A 24,654-nucleotide genomic window follows, 5' to 3' on the forward strand; every position below is an offset into this window, starting at 1 on the left:
AGGAGAAAAAAATATGTTTTTAATAGATTCACATTGTCATCTTGATAAATTAAATTTTAATAAAAACAAATTATCAAAAATACTTAAAAAAGCATACTCTAATAAAGTTAAAATAATATTATCAATTTCTATATCACTTAACAATTTCAAAAAAATAAAAAAATTATTAAAAAATAATAAATATAAAATTTTTTATTCATGTGGAATTCATCCATTACATATAAAAAACAAAAAAAATATATTTAAAAAATTATATAAATATTCTAAAAACGAAAAAGTTATTGCAATAGGAGAAACAGGATTAGATTATTTTTATTCAAAAAATAATATATTAGAACAAAAATACTTTTTTTCTAAACATATAGAATTAAGTAAAAAACTTAATAAACCAATTATTATTCATTCAAGAAATTCAGGAAAAGATATAATTAAAATTTTAAAAAAAAATGAATCTCATAAATTAAAAGGAATATTACATTCTTTTAATGATAATTTAAAAATTGCATTACAACTTTTAGATATGAATTTTTATATATCTTTTTCTGGAATGATTACATTTAAAAATTCTAAAGCATTACAATCAATAATTAAAAATATACCCTTAAATAGATTACTCTTAGAAACAGATTCTCCTTATTTAACACCTGAGCCTTATAGAGGTAAGGAAAATCAACCTTCCTATATATACTATATTGCAAAATATATTTCTAATTTACTTAAAATAGATATAGAAGAATTAAGTTATATTACTAAAAAAAATTTCTTTAAATTGTTTAAATTAAATAAATTAAAAAAATAAATTCATTTTTTTTTTTTTTTTTTAAAAAAATTAAATATCTATTTAAAAATCGAGGAAATTATGTTTCAAAATATGTTTGCTAATTTACAAAAAGTTGGAAAATCATTAATGCTTCCAGTTTCAGTTTTACCTATTGCTGGAATTTTATTAGGGATAGGATCAGCTAATTTTCATTTTATTCCAAATTTTATTTTAAAAATTATGTCAGAAACTGGTGGATCAATTTTTTATAATATGCCTCTTATTTTTTCTATTGGAGTAGCATTAGGTTTTACAAAAAATGATGGAGTAGCAGCGTTAGCTGCTGTAATTTCATATAATATAATGATAAAAACATCTAATTTAATGTTTCCATTTTTTTTAAATCATTCATTTTTTTTAATTAATAATTCTATTAAAAATATAAATGATACAGGAATAATAGGAGGAATATTATCTGGAACTCTTTCATCTTATTTATTTAATAAATTTTATAAAATTCAATTACCAGAATATTTAGGTTTTTTTTCAGGAAAAAGATTTGTTCCTATTATTTCTGGTTTATCTTCTATAATATTGGGATTAATTTTATCTTTTATATGGCCTCCTATAGGATATATCATACAAAAATTTTCAATTTGGTCTGCATATCAAAATCCAATAATTGCTTTTGGAATTTATGGATTAGTTGAAAGATCTCTCGTTCCATTTGGACTTCATCATATTTGGAATGTTCCATTTCAAATGCAAATTGGAGAATATATAAATAATGCAGGACAAGTGTTTCATGGAGATATAGCAAGATATATGGCTGGAGATTCTCAAGCTGGAAAATTATCAGGAGGTTTTCTTTTTAAAATGTATGGATTACCAGGAGCAGCATTAGCTATTTGGAAAACAGCAAAAAAAGAAAATAAGGCAAAAGTAGGAGGAATAATGTTATCAGCTGCTCTTACAGCTTTTTTAACAGGAATTACAGAACCAATTGAATTTGCTTTTCTTTTTGTATCTCCTATTTTATATTTTATACATTCAATACTTGCAGGTTTATCTTTTTCTATATGTATTTTATTAAATATGAGAGCTGGAACAAGTTTTTCTCATGGATTAGTTGATTTTATTTTATTAAGTGGTCATGGTAATCGATTATGGTTGTTTCCAATTATTGGAATTTTTTATTTATTATTATATTATATTATATTTTATTTTTTTATATTAAAATTTAATTTAAAAACTATTGGAAGAGAAAAAAAAATACAAACTAAATCAAATAATAATATTATAAATAAAATTCCAAAAATTGTTAAATATTTAGGAGGAAAAAAAAATATTTCTAGTATTGACGCATGTATAACAAGATTAAGAATAACAGTATATAATTCTTCAATAGTTAATCAAAAAAAAATAAAATCATTAGGTGCATCAGGAGTATTTATTTCAGGTTTAGGAATTCAAATTGTATTTGGAACCCAATCAGATAATATTAAAACATTAATAGATAATTATATAAAATAAATTATTTTTTTAAATAAAGGATAAAAAGATATGAATATTGAAAATATTTTTGAAAAAATATTAAAAAAAAAAATTCCATCAAAAATAATTTATCAAAATAAAAAAATAACTGCATTCAAAGATATTTCTCCAAAAGCACCAGTTCATATAATAATTATTCCTAACAAATTTATTAAAAATCTTAATTATATTAATAAAAAAAATTCAAATATATTAAGTGAAATGATTTGTGCATCAGTAAAAATAGCAAAAAATAAAAAAATTAATAAATCAGGATATAGAATTATTATTAATTGTAACAAAGATGGAAGACAAAAAATACAATATTTACATATGCATTTAATTGGAGGGAAAAAATTAAATAAATTTTAAAAAAATAATTAGTTTGTAAGAAAAATAAATTTCTTACAAACTATACAAAAAAAAATTTATAAAATTAATTATTAATATTATATAAATATAATTTTTTTAATTAATTTAATTTATAATAATTATAATGCAAAAAAATAAATTAAACATAAAATTTCTTTATATTTAAATTAAAAAATATACATTATTCCTGTTCCAATTGAATTATTTACATCATCAAAATAATTTTTTTTCTCAGAAAAATATTTATTGTTTTTAAATAAACTATATTTATAATGAATATTTAAAACAAAATTTTTATTAAAATTATAAGTTAATATAAAATTAAGATGATTATTTAAAGTATCAGATTTAGATATTTTATGATAATCACCATTAGTTATTGCTTTACCAAAAGATTTTATATATCCCATTGATGCCTTAAATCCATTTCTAAAATCATAATTTCCAGACACTTCAATTGAATCTAAAATTTTATATTTTTTATCATATTTTTGAAAATTTCTTTCAATATTTTTAGAATGACAATAAAATCCTGAAACCATTGAATTTTTAAAAGAATAATAACAACCTAGAGCATATGATTTTACAAAATCACATGCTTTGTTTAAGTGATTTTGTTCATTATACGGACTTATTTCTGTTGAACCAATTATTTTAAAACCATATATACTATTATATTGTAGAGCTGCTCCCCAAGAATCATTATATATTTTTTTTATATTTGATTTATCATTTCTACAATAATTGTGATGTTGTAAAACAAGATCAAAACCATCTAAATACCCTGAAAAGTTTTTATTTTTATAAGTAAGAACATCATCTGTGCGACCTAGTAAAAAATTGTCGTCTTTATGAAATATAATACTTTCTGTATTATCAAAAAATTTATTAGTAAATTGTTTAGAGTAATAAGTTATTCCATAATTTCTTCCATAATCAATACTTCCCCATTTACCAAAATCTAAACCAACATAAGATAAATTAATATTGTTTTTATTAAAACTATTTGAAATATTTTCATTATAAGATGAAGAAAATTTTGGATTATATTCAACATGCATATATCCAGATATAAATTTATTAATATAAGATTTACTCACAATTCCAATTTTTAAATTTGTATAATTTCCTATTGAATGAAAAGCAAATGGATTGGAAGTATATGAATAAAAATATAATGGATTAACATTACCATATAAATTTATTGTTTGACCATTTTCATTATATATTTCTTTTGCATTAATAGATGAAACAGAAGAAGATAATAATAAAGGAAATAATATAGCTAAAGATTTTCGATTGATCATAATAATTTATATTACCTTATTAGAAAAATAATATTTAAATATAGAAATTTTTTAATTTATTATTGATATAAAATTTTTTATTATATTAATTTAAAATTAATATTTTTAAAAAATATTAATTTTAAATTAATATTTTAAATAAAATTTTTTTAAAAAATAAATCTAAAAAAAATTTAAAAATTTGCATTATTAATAGTTCTTGGAAAAGGAATAACATCTTTAATATTTTTAATTCCTGTAACATACATAATAAATCTCTCTAAACCTAATCCAAATCCAGAATGAGGAACAGTTCCATAAAATCTTAAATCTCTATACCATTTATAATCATTAATATTAAGTTTTAATTCTAATATTCTTTTATCTAAATAATTTATTCGTTCTTCTCTTTGTGAACCACCTATAATTTCTCCAATTTCAGGAAATAAAATATCTAATGCTGCAACAGTTTTTTTATCTTTATTTACTCTCATATAAAATGGTTTTAATTTTTTAGGATAATTTATTATAATTATTGGTGATTTAAAATATTTATCTACTAAAAATTTTTCATGATCTGTTGTTAATTCATCTCCATAACAAATTTTATCTTTAAAAATTTTTTTTTGTTTATTTAAAATATTTATTGCTAAATCATAAGTAATTTTTAACATTTTAGATTTTAAAAAAACCTTTAATTTATTAATCAGATTAGAATTAATATTTTTATTAAAAAATAATAAATCATTTTTATTATTTTTTAAAATAAAACTTATAACATATTTTAACATTTTTTCAATTATTTTAATAATTTCATTTAAATTTTTAAAAGCTACTTCTACTTCTAACATCCAAAACTCAGATAAATGACGAGTAGTATTAGATTTTTCTGCTCTAAATATTGGACCAAAAGTATAAACTTTAGATAATGCACATGCATATGCTTCAATAGTTAATTGACCAGATACAGTTAAATAAACGTCTTTTCCAAAAAATTTATTATTTTTATTTAAAGATTTATTTAAATTATTTTTTAAATTTGATATGTTAAACATATCTCCAGCTCCTTCTGCATTTAAAGAAGTAATAATTGGAGAAGATACTAAATAATAATTATTTTTATTAAAAAATTTATGAAAAGCATAAAAAATATTACTTCTTATTCTAGAAATAGATCCAATTATATGTGTTCTTGGTCGTAAATGTGCATATTTTCTTAAATGTTCCATAGTATGTTTTTTAGAAGACATAGGATAAGAATCTGGATGACTAACCAATCCTAAAATTTTACATTTTAAAACTTGAATTTCAAACTTATTTTTTTTATTTATCTTATAAACTAATTTTCCTTTAATAGAAATTGAACAACCAGGAATAATTTTTAAAAATGAATCTTTAAAATTAATAAATTCTGTTGTAAAAACTAATTGCAAAGTTTGAATACATGAACCATCATAAATATCAACAAAAAATAATTTTTTTTTTGAACTTCTTTTATTTTTCACCCAACCATTAATTTTAATTATAGAATTATTTTTTATTGTATTATTAATAATATCTTTTATTGATATACTTTTCATAAAAATTTCCTTTATAAAAATATTTATAAAAAAAAATATGTATTTTTTAAAAAAATTTATTTTTTAATAGAATTATATATTAAAATTTTAATTTGTAAAATAAATCAAAATTATAAATTTATAATTTATTTTATAAAAATAAAAAAATTATTATTTTAAAAAATTATTTTTAAAAATATTTTTATTTTTATAACATTTTTTAGAACAAAAAGACTTATATAATTTTGAACATGAAATACATTGTATAAATAAAAGATTACATTTTGGATTCATACAATTAATATAATAATCTGATTTATTTTTACATTGATAACAAGTTGATAAAATATCTTTAGAAATCGTTTCATTCATCCTAAAATCAAAAACAAAATTTTTTCCTAAAAATTTTATTGGAATATTATTTTTAATACAATCATTAAAATAACCAATAATTCCTCCATAAATTTGATAAACATTATTATATCCATTAATATTCATTAAATAAGCTGTTTTTTCACATCTAATTCCACCGGTACAATAAATTACTATTTTATTATTTTTATACATATAAATATAATTAAATATATTTTTTAATACATTTTTAAATGTCATTGAATTAATTGAAATAGCATTTTTAAAATGACCAATTTTATATTCATAATAATTTCTAATATCTAAAAAAATTGTTTTTTTATCATCTAAAAAATTATTTACATCTTTTGAAAATAAATATTTTTTATTAAATTTATTTTTTATAAAATTTAATTTTATATTATCAGCAACAAGTTGTTTTTTAATTTTTACTTTTAATTTAAAAAAAGCTTGTTTAATATTATTTATTCCAATATTTATATAAATATCTTTTAAATTTTTATCAATAATATTTAAATATTTTTTCATTTTATAAAAAAACTTTTTTAAAATACTACCTTGAACATTAATTCCTTCATGAGAAATATAAATTCTTCCAAAAATACTTAATTTATTAAAATATCTTTCAATTTTATTTTTAATTTTTTTTACATTTTTTATATAAAAATATTTATAAAAAGAAAAATTAATTCTAATATAATAATTTATATCTTTATTTTTAAATTTCTTATCATTAATAAAATTAACTATGCTAAACATAAATTTATTTCCATTAGTTTAAAAAAATATATAAAACAAATTCAATAAATATTTTTTTTAAATAAGAAATATTAAAATTTTATAAAATTTCTATTAATTTTTTATAATCTGTTAAATTATTTAATTTTTGTTTTAAATTTCTTAATTTATTTATTTCTTTTTTTACAACATTATTTGGTGCATTTTTTAAAAATTTTATATTAGAAGTAATTTTTTTTAAAATATTAATTTTTATTTTACATGCTTTTATTTTTTTTAATAATTTTATAAATTCATATTTTTTATTAATAATTCCTTTAATTGGAATTAATATTTCAAAACTTCCAATATTTCTAATAATTGAAATCTTTAAAATACTATTATATTTTTTAGAAAAAATTTTAATTTTTTTTAAAAACATTATATTTTTTATAAAAATTTTATTTTTTTTAATAAAAAATATAGTATTTTTATTAAAATTTTTTAAAAATATTGAAATCTTTTTATTATATTTTATTTTTAAAAAATTTCTAACTGATCGTAACTCAATAAAAATATTTTTAAAAATTTTCATTTTTTTTATAGATTGTAAATTTATATTATTTTTATTATATTTTGGAAATTTTTGTTTAACAATACTTTCTATAATATTATTTTTTTTTAAACATTGTATTTTTTTCCAAATATATTCAGTAATAAAAGGAATAATTGGATGAGATAATTTTAATAATATTTCTAATATATAAATTAATATTTTTTTAGAATTATTTATTTCACATATTTTTCCTGTTTTAAAAATAGATTTAGATATTTCTAAATACCAATCACAAAAATTATTCCAAATAAAATCATGAATTAAATTTGATATTATATCAAATCTATATTTTTTAATATATATTACATATTTTTTAATTAAAATATTTAATTTTGTAATAATCCATTTATCAAAAAATGATAATTTATTTATTGATATTTTTTTTATTATTTCATATTCTGTAATATATTTAAAAATAAAACGACTAGCATTCCATAATTTATTACAGAAATTTCTATATCCTTTTAAACGATTCATATCCCAAAAAATATTTCTAGAATTATTAGATAATGCTGCACATGTAAATCGAACAGAATCTGCTCCAAAAGATTCAATTCCATTTGGAAAATTTTTATAAATATTTTTTAAAATTTTAGAAAATTTGTTAGAATTTTTTTCTAATTTATAAGTTTTATTATAAATTAATTGTTTTAAATTTATTCCATCAATTAAATCAATTGGATTTAAAATGTTTCCTTTTGATTTAGACATTTTCTGTCCTTTTTCATCACGAATTAAACCAGTAATATATATTTTTTTAAAAGGAATTTGATGTATTCCATTTTTTTTTTTTAAAATTCGTATTGTTAACATAATCATTCGAGAAATCCAAAAAAATATTATATCAAATCCACTAATAATTATATTAGTTGGATGAAACATTTTTAATTCTTTAGATTTTTTTGGCCAACCTAAAGTTAAAAATGTCCATAAACTTGAAGAAAACCAAGTATCTAAAACATTTTTATCTCTTTTTAAATAAAAATTTTTATTTAAATTATATTTTTTTCTTATTTTATTTTTACTTTTTCCAACATAAATTTTATTATTTTTATCATACCATACAGGAATTTTATGACCCCACCATAACTGTCTAGAAATACACCAATCTTGTATATTATTCATCCAAGATAAATACATATTTTGATATTTTTTTGGAAAAAATACAATGTTTTTATTTTTTACTTCCAAAATAGCTCTTTTAGATAAAGATGAAGTTTTTAAAAACCATTGATTTGTTAACATTGGTTCAATAATCGTATTGCTTCTATCACCAAAAGGAACAAAAGAATTTATATATTCTTTTTTTTTTAAAAAATTATACTTCTTTAAAAATTTTATAATTTTTTTTCTAGAATCAAATCGATTTAACATATGAAATTTTTTTGGAATCTCTATATTATCTATATTTTGTTTTTTTCCTTTATGATCATATATTGATATTTTTTTTTTTATATTTCCATTTTTTGAAAATATTTTTATCATTGATAAAGAATGTTTAATGCCTATTTTATAATCAAAAAAATCATGAGCTGGAGTTATTTTAACGCATCCTGTTCCTTTTTTTATTTTAATTTCATAATCAAAAATAATAGGTATTATTCTATTAATAATAGGTACAATCACATGCCATCCAAAACATTTAATATATCTTTTATCTTTTGGATTAATAGCAATAGCAACATCTCCAAAAATTGTTTCTGGTCTTGTTGTAGCAACAATAATATAATTTTTTTTATTTAAAATATTTTTTTTACTAGAAAAAAAATATTTAATATACCACATTGTTGTTTTAACATTTTTATTATTAACTTCCAAATCTGAAATAACTGTTTGTAAATGAATATCCCAATTAACAATAGTTTTTTTTTTATAAATTAAACCTTTATTATATAGAATAATAAATGATTTTTTTACTCCTTTAGATATTTTTGGATCTAAAGTAAATTTCTCTCTCGACCAATCTATTGAATTTCCTAAACGTTTCATTTGATAAAATATTTTTTTTTTGCATTTATTAACCCAATTCCATGTTTTTTTTATAAAATATTTTTTTTTATAATCTTTTCTTGTTTTTCCGTTTTTTTTTAAAATTTTTTTTTCAATTAACAATTGAGTAGCAATCCCAGCATGATCTGTTCCAACTTGAAATAAAGTATTTTTTCCTTTCATCCGATTAAAACGTATTAATATATCCATAATTGTTTGTTGAAAAGCATGACCCATATGTAAAATTCCAGTTACATTAGGAGGAGGCATAATAATACAAAAAGATTTTTTATTAGATTTTTTTTTAGAAACTTTAAAAAATTTTTTTTTTTCCCAAAATTTATATAGTTTCTCTTCAATTAATTTAGGATTATAATTTTTTTTCATATAATTTTAATAATATAAGTTGTATAAAAATTTTTAATATAATTTTAAAGATAATTTAGAAATTTTAAAAAATAAAAAATATATAAAAAATTTATTTTTTTTATTAATATTTTAAAAAATATTTATTATATTTTTTATAATTTTAAAATATATATCCTAAAAATTATATTTTGATAAAATATATTTAAATTTTTTAAAAAATAAATTATTATAGATAATTTATTATTATAAAAATAATAAAAAAATAAATTTAAAAAAAAAATAATAAAAAAATTAATAAAAATTAATAATATAAATAAAAATTTTTATATAAAATTTATTAAAATAAATTATATATATTATATAATATTAATTTTTTTTTAAAATCTATATTTAATATTTTAATTTTTTTTAATAAAATAATTTTAAAAAATTTTTTAAATATACAAAATTAAATAAAATTTAAAATATTAAATTAAATATTTTTTATATTTTAAATTTTATTTAATTTTTTCTTATTTAATATATATAAAAATATTAAAAAAAAGAAATTTTTATTTATATATTTTTTCTTCTTTTAATATTAAAATAAATATAATAATTATTTATTTTATACTATATAATCTAATAAAAAATAAAATTTTTATTAAAAAAAATCATATTTTTTTATTTATTTTTTTTAAAAACATCATAAAATGTTTATTTTTTTAAAAATTAAAATGTTATAATTATATTATTATAAAATATTATATATTTTCTTTAAAAAAAAATTATTTAATTAAATTATAAAAATAATTTAATTATTTTTTTTAATATTAAAAAAATAAAAAATAAAAATATAAAAAAATAATTTTTTATATAATATAAATTATTTATAGGAACAAAATGAATCCATTTTATTTACGAAATTTTTTAAAATTAAATGATTTTAATAAAAAAGATATTTTATTTTTATTAAATTTTTCAAAAAAAATAAAATTTAAAAAATCAATTAATAAAGAAAAAAAATTTTTAAAAAATAAAAAAATTGTTTTAATTTTTGAAAAAGAATCAACACGAACTAGATGTTCATTTGAAGCTGCATCTTTTGATCAAGGAGCTCATACAACATATTTAGGCCCTGGTAGTACACATTTAGGATATAAAGAATCTATTGAAGATACAGCTGAAACTTTAGGAAAAATATATGATGGAATATTATATAGAGGACATGAACATAAAAAAATAAAAAAAATAGCAAAATTTTCTAAAATACCAGTATGGAACGGATTAACTAATACATATCATCCTACTCAAATTTTATCTGATTTATTAACGATTAAAGAAATTTTTCCAAATAAAAAAATTAATCAAATTAAAATATCATATATTGGTGATTCAAAAAATAATATTTCACATTCTCTTTTAGAAGCAGCAAATTTATTAAATTTTAAATTATCTTTAATTTCACCTAAAGAATATCTACCAAAGAAAAAAACTTTAAAAAAATATTTAAATATTAAAAATAATGTTCTTTTAACAGATAATATTGAACAAGGAATATATAAAACAGATATAATATATACAGATGTTTGGATTTCTATGGGAGAAAAAATAGAACAACAAGAAGAAAAAATTAATAAATTAAAATTTTATCAAGTAAATGAAAAAATTTTATATCTTTCAAAAAATCCTTGTGTAAAAGTTTTTCACTGTCTTCCATCATTGCATAATAATAAAACAAAATTTGGAAAAAATATAATAAAAAAATTTAATTTAAAAAATGGAGTAGAAATTACAAATAATGTTTTTAATTCTAATAAAAAAATTATTTTTTTACAATCATCAAATCGTTTACATGTTGTGAAATCTTTAATAATAAATAGTTTAATTCAAAAAACTAATTTATGAAAATATTTTTATTTAAAATAATAAAATATATAAAATTTTATAATAAAAAAATATATTATTTTTAAAAAATTTTTAAATAAATAAGATATTATGAAAAATAAAAAATATATTATGAAAATTTATACAAAAAAAGCTCCTAAACCAATAGGACCTTATTCACAAGCTATAAAAACAAAAAATTTATTAATGATTTCAGGTCAAATTCCAATTCATGTAAATTCAAAAAAAATTCCAAAAAAAATATATGATCAAACTATATTAGTATTAAATAATATTAAAGAAATAATAAAAAAAACAGATTTTAAAATAAAAAATATAATAAAAACAACAATTTTTACTACTAATTTAAATAAAATTAAAATAATTAATAGTGCTTATAAAAAATTTTTTAAAAATAAATTATTAATATTTCCAGCTCGATCTTGTATAGAGGTATCTAAATTACCAAAAAATGTAAAAATTGAAATCGAAGCAATAGTTTATAAAAAATAATTTATTAAAGAGTGCACGAATTTTATAATATTAATACTGTGCGCTCTTTAATTTTAAAAAAATTTGTATAAATTTTTATCTAAAAATTTATTTTTTTAACTTCAATTTATTTAATCTATTTTTATTTTTATTAAATTTTGATTTTTTTAAATAAATTTTTTTATTTTTAGAAATTAGAGAGGAATTTTTTTTATAAAAAATATTTTTAGAACGACGTTTAATAAATTTAGATTTATTTATTCGTTTACAATAATTAAATAATTTTAAATGAATAAATTTATTAAAAATTTTTGTATTTTTAAATTTTTCTAAAAGTTTTTTTTTAATTAATTTTTTTGGTAATTCAATTGTTGAATAAGAAGAAAAAATCCGTATATTTCCAATATCTCTATTAGTAAGATCACCTTCATTTGCTATTGCTCCAACAATATGTCTTACTTCAATTTTGTCTTCTCTACCTAATTCTATTTTATAAATATCCATATTATTGTTTTTTTTAAATCTTGAACTAAATGTATTATTTTTATATCCTAAATTTTTTGAAATATTTTGTCTATTATATCTATTTTGAAAATTTTTAATAACTTTATCTTTTTTAACAATTAATACTCGTTCACCTTGAGCCATTTTTAAAAGTGCTGCTGCTAAATCTTCAAGACTTACAGATTTTTCTAAATGAATTTTAGGTAATAAAAGTTTATATTCTTTTAAATCTTTACTATTTAATTCTATTTTAATTTTTTTAGAAAAATTTTTTAAACGACTTTGACTTAATAAATCTGAATTAGGCAATATTACTTCTTGAATTGGTTGCTTTATCATTCTTTCAATATTTTTTAATAATCTTACTTCTCGATATTCAACAAACATTAAAGCTTTACCTTTTCTTCCAGCTCTACCTGTTCTTCCTATTCTATGAATATATGATTCAGAATCCATTGGAATATCATAATTAATAACAAAACTAATACGATCTACATCTAGACCACGAGCTGCAACATCTGTTGCAATTAATATATCTAATTTTCCATTTTTTAATCTATCTAAAGTTTTTTCACGTAAAGATTGATTCATATCTCCATTTAATGCAGCACAATTATATCCGTTTTTTTCTAATACTTCTGAAATTTCTACTGTAGAATTTTTTGTTCGTACAAAAATTATTGTAGCAGAAAAATTTTCTGTTTCTAAAAATCTAATTAAACCATCAGTTTTTTTACCATAAACTAACCAATAATTTTGATTAATATCTGGTCTATTTGTAATATTAGATTGTATTCGAATTTCTTTTGGTTTTTTCATAAACCGACGAGAAATTCGTCTAATTGCTTCTGGCATAGTTGCAGAAAACAGAGCTGTTTGACGAGATTTTGGAATTGTAGATAAAATATTTTCTACATCTTCTATAAATCCCATACGTAGCATTTCATCAGCTTCATCTAAAATTAATGTTTTTAATTTAGATAAATTTAAGGTTTTTCGTTTTAAATGATCTAATAATCTTCCAGGTGTTCCAACAACAATATGAGGACCTCTTCTTAAAGAATTTAATTGTAACTCATATCTTTGTCCTCCATATAATGCTAATACATGAATATTTGGAAGATATTTTGAAAATTGAGAAAAAGATTTAGAAACTTGAATAGCTAATTCTCTTGTTGGTGTTAAAACTAAAATTTGAGGAATTTTTAATGATACTTTAATGTTATTTAATAGAGGTAAACAAAAAGCAGCTGTTTTTCCACTTCCAGTTTGAGCCATCCCTAAAACATCATTTTTATTTAATAAATATGGTATACATTTCTCTTGAATAGGAGAGGGTTTTTTATAACCTAATTCATCTAAAACTTTTAAAATTGAATTATTTAATCCAAAAATTGAAAAATTATTTTTTATCAAACTCATGTAAAACATGCACCTCATTTAATTAACGAAAGAGGGCCAGTCTACATAATTAATGATAAATATTTTTATTATATTCATTGAAAAAGTGTCAACTGGCTGAAAATATATTGTGTAAAATTTATATTTAAATAAATTATTTTTTCATTTAATTAAAAATTAAAAATTATAAAAATAATAAATTTATATATAAAAAATTTAAAATATAACTGTATTTAAAAAAAATATTTATTTTTTAAAGATTAACATAAAAATAAAATAATATAAAACTCAAATTTTCATAAAAAATAGAATTATAAAATTCTATTTTTTAATAAATATTATAAAATTAATTTTAAAAAAATAATTTTATATTTCTTTCATACTTAATCTTAGTCTTTTTTGTCTATCTACATCTAATACTTTAACATTTACAAATTGATCTAATTTTAAATAATTTGAAACTTTATCTATATGTTTATTTGAAATTTGAGAAATATGAACTAAACCTTCTTTACCTGAACCAATAGAAACAAAAGCTCCAAAATCAACTATTCTAGTTACTTTTCCTATATATATTTTTCCAATTTCTATTTCTGATGTAATTTCTTTAATTCTTTTTATTGCATTTAATGCTTTTTTTTCAATTATGGCAGAAATTTTAACAGTTCCATTATCTTCAATTTCTATAGTTGTTCCGGTTTCTTCAGTTAACATTCTAATAACTGCTCCTCCTTTTCCTATAACATCTTTTATTTTTTCAGGATTAATTTTAATAATGTGTACTCGAGGAGCAAACTTAGAAATTTCTTTTTTTGGAACATTAATTGTTTCAGACATAATTTTTAAAATTTTTAAAATAGCGATTTGTGCTTTTTTTAAAGATAATTGAATTATTTCATATGTTATACCTTCAACTTTCATATCCATTTGTAAAGCTGTAATTCCTATTTTACTTCCAGAAACTTTAAAATCCATATCTCCAAAATAATCTTCATCTCCTAAAATATCTGTAAGAATAACATAATTTTCTTTTTCTTTAATTAATCCCATAGCAATTCCAGCAATTGGTTCTTTAATTGGAACTCCTGCATCCATTAAAGCTAATGAAGCTCCACAAACTGATGCCATTGAAGAAGAACCATTAGATTCAGTAATTTCAGATACAATACGAATTGTATAAGGAAAAGAATGAATACATGGCATAACAGATAAAATACTTTTTTTTGCTAATCTTCCATGTCCAACTTCTCTACGTTTAGGAGAGTTCATAATTCCAATTTCACCAACAGAATAAGGAGGAAAATTATAATGAAACAAAAAACTATCTGTTTTATCCCCTAATAATTCATCTAAATTTTGAGCATCTCTAGATGTTCCTAAAGTAACTGATACTAAAGATTGCGTTTCTCCTCGTGTAAATAAAGAAGATCCATGAGTACGTTTTAATAAACCAGTTTTAATATTTATTTTTCTAATATCATCTTTATTTCTTCCATCTATTCTTAAATTATTAATTAATATATTTTTTCTTACAATTTTTCTTTCAATTTTGGAAAAAATTTTATTTAATTCTAAAATATTTAAATCTAAATTATCTAATAATAAATTATTAATTAATAAATCTTTATATTTTTGTAATTTTTTATTTCTTTTTTTTTTATTTGAAATTAAATATATTTTTTTAATTGAATTTTTTGAAATTTTAAAAATTTTTTTATAAAATTTTTTATTTATTACATTAGAATCCTGACTCCAAATTTTTTTTTTAATAGAAAATAATAGATTTTTCATATTTTTTATTAATTTTTTTTGTTTTTTAAAACCATATAAAATTGCATTAAATATAATATTTTTATTTAATTGATCAGATTCTGATTCTATCATTAAAATGTTTTTATCTGTTCCCGAAATAATTAAATCTAATTTACTAAATTTCATTTCATCCGTTGTTGGATTTAAAACATATTTATCTTTTATATAACCTACTCGAGCTGCACCAATAATATCTTTTATAGGTATTCCAGAAATATATAATGCAGCAGAAACACCAATCATAGATACAATATCAGGATTAATTTTTGGATTTAATGAAACAACAGTAGCAATTACTTGAACTTCATGAAAAAAATCTTTAGGAAATAATGGTCTAATTGGTCGATCTATTAATCTTCCAATCAAAATTTCATTTTCACTAGGTCTACCTTCTCTTCTAAAAAAACCACCTGGTATTCTTCCAGCAGCATAAGTTCTTTCTTGATAATTTACTGTTAATGGTAAAAAATTTTTATCAGATTTAGAATTTTTATGACCAACAACTGTTACAAGAACTGAAGTATCTTCTATACTAATCATTATTGAAGATGTTGCTTGTCTTGCAATTAATCCAGTTTCTAAAACAACAGTATGACAACCATATTTAAATTTAAATACAAGCGGATTAAGCAAAGTAAATATCCTTAAGATAATAAATTAAAAAAATTTTCTATTTAAAGTGTTTTGATTAAATATAATAAAAATAAAAAAATATAAAATTTATTTTCAATTAAAAAAAAAATATAAATCCTCCCACTTTTTTTATATTTTTAAATTTTAAAATATTTAAAAAATATTTTTAAAATTTTTTATATCTTTTTAGTTTTTATATTTTTTTAAAAAATTATCTACGAATCTTTAAATTTTTAATTATATAATTATATTTTAAAATAGATTTTTTCTTTAAATAATCTAATAATTTTCTACGTTTTGAAACCATTTTTAATAAACCTCGACGACTAGAATAATCTTTTTTATGTTCAGAAAAATGTTTTTGTAAATCATTTATTTTGTTTGTTAAAATAGCGATTTGAACTTCAGATTTTCCACTATTGATTTTATTGTTTCCATATTTAGAAATTATGTCTACTGTCTTTAAAATTTTCATATTAATATAATCTCTTATAAAGAAAATTGATGTGTATTAAATTTATTTTTTTTATATATATTTTATTTTTAAATTTGTTTATTTATAAAAATTTATTAATTTATGAGGAAATAAATAGTTTTTTTTATTTAATTTACCTATTCCAATAAATTTTTTATTTTTATTAATTATACAAACTAAACAAGGATTTAATTTATTAATTAATTTTATTGATCTTCCATTTTTTAGAAATAATAAATTTTGTTTAGATACATAAACTTTTGGAAAATGCGGAAATAAAGATAATATAGGAATAAAAAAATTTTTTATTTTATTTAAAAATATTTTAAAATTATTTTTAAAATATTTTTTTTTTAAAAAATTTAACTGATCTAATGTAATAGATAAAGAACTTGAAAATGAAGAAATTTTTATTCGTCTTAAAAAAATAACATGAGCTCCGCATTTTAAAAGTTTACCTAAATCATTTATAATAGATCGAATATATGTTCCAGATGAGCATAAAATATCTAATTCAATAATATTTTCTTTTATATATAAACTTTTTATTTTATAAACATTTATAAATCTACTACCTATAGGAACCGAAATACCTTTTCTTGCATATTTATATAATGGAATACCTTTATATTTTATTGCAGAATATATTGGAGGAGTTTGAGATATTACTCCTCTAAAATTATCTAATGCTAATTTATATTCCTTAGAATTAAATTGAATTTTATAAGAATTAATAATTTTTCCATAAGAATCAGCAGTAGATGTTTCTTCTCCTAATTTAGCAATAACTCTATACTTTTTATCAGATTTAATTAAATATTCTGCAAATTTTGTAGCTTCTCCTAAACAAATTGGAAGAATTCCAGTTGCTAAAGGATCTAAAGATCCAGTATGACCTGCTTTTTTAATTTCAAATATTTTTTTTGTTATTTGCAAAGCTTTATTTGAAGAAATTCCAGTCGGTTTATCTAATAAAATAATACCGTGAATATTTCTTACTTGAGTAAAAAACATTCATAAACCTCATCTAAAAATTTTTTCATTATTATAAATTTTTTAATAAATTAGATATTTTTTTACCTTCTAATAAAGAAAAATCATTAACAAAAGTTAATTTTGGAACTTTTCTTAAATTTAATCTTTTACTTAATAAAAATCTAATATAAGATGAAGAACTATTTAATATATCTAAAGATAAATTTTGTATTTTTTTTTCCTGATTAAAGGAAACATAAATTTTAGCATAAGAATAATCTTTAGATAATACTACATCTAAAATTGTAGATAATTTATTAAATTTTGGATTATTTATTGAATTCTGAATAATATAAGAAACTTCTTTTTTTATTTCATTAGATATTCTAACTAATTTATAAATATTTTTATACACTATATTTACCTAAAATAATTTTATATTTTTTATAAACTATATTCTTTTCATTTGTATAATTTTATAAACTTCTATTATATCATTAACACGAATATCGTTATAGTTCTTTATCCCTATACCGCATTCAATTCCACTTCTTACTTTTTTTACGTCTTCTTTAAAACGTCTAATAGATTCTAGTTCTCCTTCATAAACTACAATATCATTTCGTAAAACTTTTACTGGGCTATTTCTTTTAATAACTCCTTCAGTTACCATGCAACCCGCAACAAATCCAAATTTTGGAGATTTAAATATACTTCTTACAGATACAATTCCTGATATTTTTTGTTTATATTTAGGAGATAACATTCCATAAATTGATGATTTAATATCATTTATTAAAGAATAAATAACAGAATAATATCTTAAATCTATGTTTTCTTTTTCAATAATTTTTTTTGATAAAGAATCTGCTCTAACATTAAATCCAATAATAATAGCATTTAAAGAATTAGCTAAAGAAGCATCTGTTTCATTAATTCGACCTACACCTTCACTTAATATTTTTATCTTTATTTCCTTATGAGATAATTTTCTAATAGAATGAGATATGGCTTCTAACGAACCTTTTGAATTAGATTTTAAAATAATATTTAATGTTGTAACATTTTTTTTATTAATTTCTTTAAATAAATTCTCTAAATTTATTTTTTTTTGTTTAGAAAAAATTGTTTGTTGTATTTTTTCTTTTCTATATAAAGATACATTACGAGCTTGTCTTTCATTTTTTACTACTGTTAAAATATCACCAGATACAGGCAAACCAGATAATCCTAAAATTTCAACTGGAATTGATGGAGTAATTTTTAAAATTTCATTTTTATTTTCATCTTTTATAGATTTTATTTTTCCATATTCTAAACCACATAAAACAATATCACCTTTTTTTAATTGACCTTCTTTAATAATTATATAAGCAACAGGTCCTCTTCCTTTATCTAAAAAAGATTCTAAAACTACACCAGTTGCCATTCCAGTATAAGGTACAGATAATTCTAAAACTTCAGATTGCAACAATATATTTTTTAATAAATTATTTATTCCTTTTTTTAATTTCACTGAAATATAAACAAAAATATTTTCTCCACCTAATGTTTCAGGTAATATATTATATTTCATTAAATCATCTTGAATTTTATTTATATTTGAATTTATTTTATCAATTTTATTTATTGCAACTATTATTGGAGCTTTAACTAATTGAGCATGTTTAATTGCTTCTATAGTTTGTGGCATAACACCATCATCAGCAGCAATAACTAACACTACAATATCTGTTATTTTCGCTCCTTTGTTACGCATAGAAGAAAAAGCTGAATGTCCTGGAGTATCAAGAAAAGTTATTTTTTTATTTTTTATTTCAACATAATAAGCTCCTAAACTTTGAGTAATTCCACCTTCTTCTTTAAAAGCTATAGAAGTTTTTCTAATACAATCTAATAAAGATGTTTTTCCGTGATCAACATGTCCCATAATAGCAACAATAGGAGGTCTCAAAAAACATTTTTTATTTTTAATATCTCTATCTTTCATAATATTTTTTTCTAATTCATTTGTATGAATTATATTTATATCAAAACCCATTTCTTCTGAAATTAACTGAGAAAGATCTAAATCTAATATTTGATTTTTAGAAAGAGTTATTCCAGAATTTATCATTTTTTTTATTACTTTAGAACTTTTAATTCTCATTTTATTAGATAATTGAAAAACTGTCATATTTTTAAAAATATTTATTTTTTTATTAATATTATCTTTAGGTTTATTAAAAACTTGCTTTAAAAAATTTTTTTTATTATTTTTTAAATTATTTTGATATTTATTTTTTTGAATAAATTGTCTATATTTTGAATTTTTTAAAACATTAAATTTTTTTGATAAAAATTTTTTTTTAATATTTTTTTTTAAAGTTATGTTTTTATTTAATTTGTTAGTATTAAAAAATTTTTTTTGTGTATTAATATTTTTTGAATTTATATTTTTATTTAAAAGAATAGTATTTTTTTTTTTTAAAAATTTTTTTTTAAATAATGTATTTTTTTTATTTAAATTTTCTTTTGAAATAGAATTTTTTTTAGAAGTAAATGTTTCTACTTTATTTTTTTTCAAATTATTATATTTTTTTTTATCTTTTATAAAATTATTTTTTCTCATATTTTTTCTTATTTTTTATTTTAAATATAAAATATATTTGTGTTTAAAATTTTAAATAATTTTAATAAATATTTATTTTATTTAAAAAAAAATTCAAAAAATTTTTTTATAAAAAAAATAAATATATTTTTTTTATATATTATTTTAATATTTATTTTACATGTATTTATTTTTAATTCCAAACAAAATTAAAAAGACTAATTTAAAAATTATATTTATTTATTAAACCAACATATATTTCTAGCGGACATAATTAATTCTCCTGAAAGTTTTTTATTTAATTCTTGAATATCAATTAAATCTTCAATACTTTGATTTGATAATTCTTCTAAAGTAAATATTTTTTTTTTAAATAGTTGTAATGCAATATTATCATTCATTCCATTTAAATTTAATAAATCTTCATTTAAAACATAACGTATTTTAGATCGTTTTTTATTTAATAAAAAAATAGAACGCGAATTTTTAATATTTTTTTTAACTTTTTTAAATAATTTTTTATCAGAATTTAATATTTTTAAAAGTTTTTTATCAGAAATTAAAAATAATTCTTTAATTGAAGAAATATTTTTTGAAAATAACATTTCAAAAACAGTTTTATCAATTTTAAAATTTTTTTTAAACAAATTATATAAAAAATATTTTTCTTGTTTTTTTTTATTTTTAAATTCATCTTCAGTCATAACATTTAACTCCCATTTACTTAAAATAGAAGCTAACTTAACATTTTGACCATTTCTTCCAATAGCTTGAGCTAAATTTTTTAAATCTACTGTAATATCTATAAAATTTTTTTTTTTATTCACAATAATTGATAAAACTTCTGCAGGAGCCATAGAATTAACAACAAATTTTAAAATATTTTTGTCCCATAAAACAATATCAATTTTTTCTCCAAATAATTCATTTGATACAGCTTGAACTCTGGCACCTCTCATTCCTACACAAGCACCTACAGGATCAATTTTTTTATCATTAGTTTTAACTGCAATTTTTGATCTAGAACCAGGGTCTCTTGCAATTTCTTTAATTTCAATAATTCCTTCTCCTATTTCAGGAACTTCAATTTTTAATAACTCAGTTAACATTTCAGATCTAGAACGACTTAAAAGTAATTTAGAATTATTTTTTTTAGATTGAATACAATATAATATACTTTTAACTCGATCACCTAACCTAAAGTTTTCTCTAGGAAGCATTTCTTCTTTTAATAAAAAACCTTCTGCATTATCTCCTAAATCTAGGATAATATAATCGCGAGTTATTTTTTTAACGATTCCCGTATGAATTAAACCAGTTCTTTTTTTAAAATTATTAACCATAATTAATCTTTCAGCTTCTCTTACTTTTTGAATCATTACTTGTTTAGCTGTTTGAGTAGTAATTCTATCAAATTTAATAGATTTTATTTTTTCTTCAATATAATCATTTAAATTAATGTTTTTATCTTCATGTTGAGCTGCTTCTAATGTAATTTCTTTCATTGGTTGAAAAACTTCTTTTACTACTAACCATCTTCGATAAGTTTTAAAATTTCCATTTTTTTTATTAATTTTAACTCTAATATTAATATTTTTTTTTATTTTTTTTTTTGTTGCACTAGACAAAGCTTGTTCTAAAGCTTTAAAAATAACTGTTTTAGGAATAGATTTTTCATTTGAAACAGATTCAATTACTTTTAAAATATCTTTTTTCATATTTAAAATACCTTAAATATTATTTTTTAAAATAATTCAATATAAATATATTATTTTTTAAAAAATATAATACTATTAAAAATAAATAACTTTAAATGAAATAATAAAAAACCCCGAATAAACGGGGTTTTTAATTAAAAATAAACATAATATGATATTTTATATTTTTAAATTATTAAAATTTTATATTTTAATAAAAAATTTTTAAAATTTTTTATTAAAAATAATATTTTTTTTTTAAAATACCGAGAACAGGACTCGAACCTGTATGCTTAAAATTAAAATAAGCACTACTACCTCAAAGTAGCGTGTATACCATTTTCACCATCTCGGTAATTATTTAAAAAAATATAAAAAAATAAATTTTATTCAACTCTTTCTAAAATATAATTATTAATGTTACATTGTAATATACTTAATATTAAAAAAAAAAATGAACATATAATAGTTAAACGTGTCAAAAATTCATTTTTTGTTGAAATATTAAATAAATTTTTATTATTAGTGATATTAATATTTGATGAACCTTGAGTTTTTTGTATTAAAATTAAAAAAATTAACATTAATGAAAAAAATAAATAAATTAATAAAAAAAATGCTCGCACTTTTAATAATCCTATATTTAATAGTAATACTTTTAATATATAAATTATATATTTAAATTAAAAATAATTATAATTTTAAATATTAAAAAAATATTATTTAATTATATTCTATATATCAAATAAAATTTAATAAAAAAAATAAAAAAATATATATTTTAAAGTTATAAATTTTGTAATAAATTTTTTTATTTAAAATAATTATGTTATTCCATTTTAAATTTTCTATTCATTAATAAATCAATTTGATTTGTATTAATTGTTTCATATTTAATTAATGCATTTTTCATAGAATGTAAAATATCTAAATTTTTTTCTATTATTTTTCTTGCTTTTAAATAATTTATATCAATAATTTCTTTAATTTCTTGATCAATTATTTTTTTAGTATAATTTGAAAAATTATTAGATTGTAAAGATGATCTCTCTAATAAAATTTCTTCATCACAATATAATAAAGGTCCTAATTTTTTTGAAAATCCCCATTTAATAACCATATTTTTTGCTAAATTCGTTGCTACTTTAATATCATTAGATGCTCCAGTTGAAACAAAATCTTCTCCATAAATAATTTCTTCTGCAATTCTTCCTCCATAAAGTGTAGCAATTTGACTTTCTATTTTTTTTTTACTAATGCTTAAATGATCTGTTTTAGGTAAAAAAAATGTTAAACCTAAAGCATTTCCTCTAGGAATAATTGTTACTTTATGAACTGGATCATGTTCAGGAACTAATTTTCCTACAATAGCATGACCTGCTTCATGATATGCAATATATTCTTTTTGTTCCACACTCATAATCATAGATTTTCTTTCAGGACCCATCATAATTTTATCTTTTGCTTTTTCAAAATCATCCATTAAGACTGAAGTATGATTTCTTCTAGCAGCAAAAAGAGCTGATTCATTAACTAAATTAGCTAAATCTGCTCCAGAAAATCCAGGCGTTCCTCTAGCTATAATTGTTGAATTAAAATCTTTAGATATTGCAATTTTTTTAACATGAACATTTAATATTTGTTCTCTTCCTTTAATATCAGGTAATGGAACAAATACTTGACGATCAAATCTTCCTGGTCGTAATAAAGCAGGATCTAAAACATCTGGTCTATTTGTTGCTGCAATTAAAATCACTCCTTCATTTTTATCAAATCCATCCATTTCAACTAAAATTTGATTTAAAGTTTGTTCTCTTTCATCATTACCTCCACCTAATCCAGTTCCTCTTTTTCTTCCAACTGCATCAATTTCATCAATAAAAATTATACAAGGAGATAATTTTCTAGATTTTTCAAACATATCTCGAACTCTTGAAGCTCCTACACCAATAAACATTTCTACAAAATCTGAACCAGAAATAATAAAAAAAGGAACATTTGCTTCTCCAGCTATTGCTTTTGCTAAAAGAGTTTTTCCAGTTCCTGGTTGACCAACCATTAATAATCCTTTTGGAGAAATTCCACCTAATTTTTTAAATTTCTTTGGATTTTTAAGATAATCAACTAATTCTTTTACATCTTCTTTAGCTTCATCACATCCAGCAACATCTGAAAAAGTAGTTTTTATTTCATTTTTTTTAAATATTTTAGCTTTATTTTTTCCAAAAGACATTGCTCCTTTTCCACTTATTTGAATTTGTCTAATAAAAAAAATCCATGCAACAATCAACATTATCATAGGAAACCAAGAAATAAAAACAGACCATAAAAAACTAACTTCTTCTGAATTTTTTCCTTGAATTTTAACATTTTTTGATACAAGATGAGTTAACAAATTTGAATCATGTAAGGGAAGAAAAGTACAATATTTACTATTATCTTTTTTAGTCACATAAATTTCTTGTCCATCAATTATAACTGAACGTATTTTTTTTTGATTAACTTCAGATAAAAAAGTTGAATAATTTATTCTATATCGATCAAAATCATTTGAATGAAAATTTCGAAATATAGATGTAAATATAATAATAAAAATAGACCAAATGAGCATTTTTTTTACTATTTTTTTCAAGATA

At 18.6% G+C, this 24,654-nt stretch carries 18 protein-coding genes and 1 tRNA gene; 5 read left to right on the forward strand and 14 right to left on the reverse strand.

Going from position 1 to position 24,654, the window contains the following annotated elements:
• Nucleotides 1-13 precede the first annotated feature (13 nt).
• Genes RJT80_RS01245 through RJT80_RS01255 form a run of 3 tightly spaced genes read left to right on the forward strand, consistent with a single transcriptional unit; the run spans nucleotide 14 to nucleotide 2,665 of the window.
• Nucleotides 14-799, forward strand: coding sequence for a TatD family hydrolase (locus tag RJT80_RS01245; protein WP_343187618.1), 786 nt, complete (start codon nucleotides 14-16; stop codon nucleotides 797-799).
• Nucleotides 800-859: 60 nt separating this feature from the next.
• The gene (ptsG, locus tag RJT80_RS01250) at nucleotides 860-2,293 is read left to right on the forward strand and encodes a PTS glucose transporter subunit IIBC (RefSeq protein WP_343187619.1); all 1,434 of its coding nucleotides are present in this window, start codon (nucleotides 860-862) and stop codon (nucleotides 2,291-2,293) included.
• 30 nt (nucleotides 2,294-2,323) lie between these two features.
• Nucleotides 2,324-2,665 (forward strand): HIT domain-containing protein, encoded by a 342-nt coding sequence (locus tag RJT80_RS01255; protein WP_343187620.1) that lies wholly within the window; start codon nucleotides 2,324-2,326, stop codon nucleotides 2,663-2,665.
• A gap of 167 nt (nucleotides 2,666-2,832) precedes the next feature.
• On the opposite strand, the gene RJT80_RS01260 is transcribed toward RJT80_RS01255, so the two are convergent.
• From RJT80_RS01260 to RJT80_RS01275, 4 genes are all read right to left on the reverse strand, one after another.
• Nucleotides 2,833-3,972 (reverse strand): porin, encoded by a 1,140-nt coding sequence (locus tag RJT80_RS01260; RefSeq protein WP_343187621.1) that lies wholly within the window; start codon nucleotides 3,970-3,972, stop codon nucleotides 2,833-2,835.
• A 173-nt stretch (nucleotides 3,973-4,145) separates the two neighbouring features.
• The gene (asnS, locus tag RJT80_RS01265; protein WP_343187622.1) at nucleotides 4,146-5,531 is read right to left on the reverse strand and encodes an asparagine--tRNA ligase; all 1,386 of its coding nucleotides are present in this window, start codon (nucleotides 5,529-5,531) and stop codon (nucleotides 4,146-4,148) included.
• 150 nt (nucleotides 5,532-5,681) lie between these two features.
• Nucleotides 5,682-6,641: a rhodanese-related sulfurtransferase gene (locus RJT80_RS01270; RefSeq protein ID WP_343187623.1), complete on the reverse strand. Its 960-nt coding sequence runs from the start codon at nucleotides 6,639-6,641 to the stop codon at nucleotides 5,682-5,684.
• 79 nt (nucleotides 6,642-6,720) lie between these two features.
• Complete coding sequence (locus tag RJT80_RS01275; RefSeq protein WP_343187624.1) at nucleotides 6,721-9,591, reverse strand: valine--tRNA ligase; 2,871 nt, start codon at nucleotides 9,589-9,591, stop codon at nucleotides 6,721-6,723.
• Nucleotides 9,592-10,455: 864 nt separating this feature from the next.
• Between RJT80_RS01275 and argF the strand changes: the two genes are divergently transcribed.
• Nucleotides 10,456-11,460 (forward strand): ornithine carbamoyltransferase, encoded by a 1,005-nt coding sequence (gene argF, locus RJT80_RS01280; RefSeq protein WP_343187625.1) that lies wholly within the window; start codon nucleotides 10,456-10,458, stop codon nucleotides 11,458-11,460.
• Nucleotides 11,461-11,550: 90 nt separating this feature from the next.
• Nucleotides 11,551-11,952, forward strand: coding sequence for a Rid family detoxifying hydrolase (locus RJT80_RS01285; RefSeq protein ID WP_343187626.1), 402 nt, complete (start codon nucleotides 11,551-11,553; stop codon nucleotides 11,950-11,952).
• A gap of 87 nt (nucleotides 11,953-12,039) precedes the next feature.
• On the opposite strand, the gene RJT80_RS01290 is transcribed toward RJT80_RS01285, so the two are convergent.
• The 10 genes from RJT80_RS01290 to ftsH form a co-directional block, all read right to left on the reverse strand.
• Complete coding sequence (locus tag RJT80_RS01290; RefSeq protein WP_343187627.1) at nucleotides 12,040-13,857, reverse strand: DEAD/DEAH box helicase; 1,818 nt, start codon at nucleotides 13,855-13,857, stop codon at nucleotides 12,040-12,042.
• A 345-nt stretch (nucleotides 13,858-14,202) separates the two neighbouring features.
• Nucleotides 14,203-16,281, reverse strand: coding sequence for a polyribonucleotide nucleotidyltransferase (pnp, locus tag RJT80_RS01295; protein WP_343187628.1), 2,079 nt, complete (start codon nucleotides 16,279-16,281; stop codon nucleotides 14,203-14,205).
• 211 nt (nucleotides 16,282-16,492) lie between these two features.
• Nucleotides 16,493-16,756, reverse strand: a complete 264-nt coding sequence (gene rpsO / locus RJT80_RS01300; protein ID WP_343187629.1) for a 30S ribosomal protein S15 — start codon at nucleotides 16,754-16,756, stop codon at nucleotides 16,493-16,495.
• Nucleotides 16,757-16,834: 78 nt separating this feature from the next.
• Complete coding sequence (gene truB / locus RJT80_RS01305) at nucleotides 16,835-17,770, reverse strand: tRNA pseudouridine(55) synthase TruB (protein WP_343187630.1); 936 nt, start codon at nucleotides 17,768-17,770, stop codon at nucleotides 16,835-16,837.
• A gap of 31 nt (nucleotides 17,771-17,801) precedes the next feature.
• Nucleotides 17,802-18,146 carry a 30S ribosome-binding factor RbfA gene (gene rbfA, locus RJT80_RS01310; RefSeq protein ID WP_343187631.1) on the reverse strand — a complete coding sequence of 115 codons (345 nt, stop codon included), beginning with the start codon at nucleotides 18,144-18,146 and terminating at the stop codon, nucleotides 17,802-17,804.
• Between the two features lie 36 nt (nucleotides 18,147-18,182).
• On the reverse strand, nucleotides 18,183-20,342 hold the full coding sequence (gene infB, locus RJT80_RS01315; RefSeq protein WP_343187632.1) for a translation initiation factor IF-2: 2,160 nt from the start codon (nucleotides 20,340-20,342) through the stop codon (nucleotides 18,183-18,185).
• Nucleotides 20,343-20,557: 215 nt separating this feature from the next.
• The gene (gene nusA / locus RJT80_RS01320) at nucleotides 20,558-22,039 is read right to left on the reverse strand and encodes a transcription termination factor NusA (protein ID WP_343187633.1); all 1,482 of its coding nucleotides are present in this window, start codon (nucleotides 22,037-22,039) and stop codon (nucleotides 20,558-20,560) included.
• Between the two features lie 243 nt (nucleotides 22,040-22,282).
• A tRNA-Leu gene (locus RJT80_RS01325) sits at nucleotides 22,283-22,373 on the reverse strand.
• Nucleotides 22,374-22,404: 31 nt separating this feature from the next.
• Complete coding sequence (secG, locus tag RJT80_RS01330; RefSeq protein ID WP_343187634.1) at nucleotides 22,405-22,644, reverse strand: preprotein translocase subunit SecG; 240 nt, start codon at nucleotides 22,642-22,644, stop codon at nucleotides 22,405-22,407.
• A 203-nt stretch (nucleotides 22,645-22,847) separates the two neighbouring features.
• The gene (ftsH, locus tag RJT80_RS01335) at nucleotides 22,848-24,641 is read right to left on the reverse strand and encodes an ATP-dependent zinc metalloprotease FtsH (RefSeq protein WP_343187951.1); all 1,794 of its coding nucleotides are present in this window, start codon (nucleotides 24,639-24,641) and stop codon (nucleotides 22,848-22,850) included.
• Between the last annotated feature and the right edge of the window lie 13 nt (nucleotides 24,642-24,654).

The organism is Buchnera aphidicola (Periphyllus koelreuteriae) (assembly GCF_039360445.1).
GTDB lineage: Bacteria > Pseudomonadota > Gammaproteobacteria > Enterobacterales > Enterobacteriaceae > Buchnera_J > Buchnera_J aphidicola_BM.

Coding starts and splice junctions, on each gene's coding strand:
- RJT80_RS01245 (WP_343187618.1), top strand. CDS start 14: ATGTTTTTAATAGATTCACATTGTCATCTTGATAAATTAAATTTTAAT.
- ptsG (WP_343187619.1), top strand. CDS start 860: ATGTTTCAAAATATGTTTGCTAATTTACAAAAAGTTGGAAAATCATTA.
- RJT80_RS01255 (WP_343187620.1), top strand. CDS start 2,324: ATGAATATTGAAAATATTTTTGAAAAAATATTAAAAAAAAAAATTCCA.
- RJT80_RS01260 (WP_343187621.1), bottom strand. CDS start 3,972: ATGATCAATCGAAAATCTTTAGCTATATTATTTCCTTTATTATTATCT.
- asnS (WP_343187622.1), bottom strand. CDS start 5,531: ATGAAAAGTATATCAATAAAAGATATTATTAATAATACAATAAAAAAT.
- RJT80_RS01270 (WP_343187623.1), bottom strand. CDS start 6,641: ATGTTTAGCATAGTTAATTTTATTAATGATAAGAAATTTAAAAATAAA.
- RJT80_RS01275 (WP_343187624.1), bottom strand. CDS start 9,591: ATGAAAAAAAATTATAATCCTAAATTAATTGAAGAGAAACTATATAAA.
- argF (WP_343187625.1), top strand. CDS start 10,456: ATGAATCCATTTTATTTACGAAATTTTTTAAAATTAAATGATTTTAAT.
- RJT80_RS01285 (WP_343187626.1), top strand. CDS start 11,551: ATGAAAAATAAAAAATATATTATGAAAATTTATACAAAAAAAGCTCCT.
- RJT80_RS01290 (WP_343187627.1), bottom strand. CDS start 13,857: ATGAGTTTGATAAAAAATAATTTTTCAATTTTTGGATTAAATAATTCA.
- rpsO (WP_343187629.1), bottom strand. CDS start 16,756: ATGAAAATTTTAAAGACAGTAGACATAATTTCTAAATATGGAAACAAT.
- truB (WP_343187630.1), bottom strand. CDS start 17,770: ATGTTTTTTACTCAAGTAAGAAATATTCACGGTATTATTTTATTAGAT.
- infB (WP_343187632.1), bottom strand. CDS start 20,342: ATGAGAAAAAATAATTTTATAAAAGATAAAAAAAAATATAATAATTTG.
- nusA (WP_343187633.1), bottom strand. CDS start 22,039: ATGAAAAAAGATATTTTAAAAGTAATTGAATCTGTTTCAAATGAAAAA.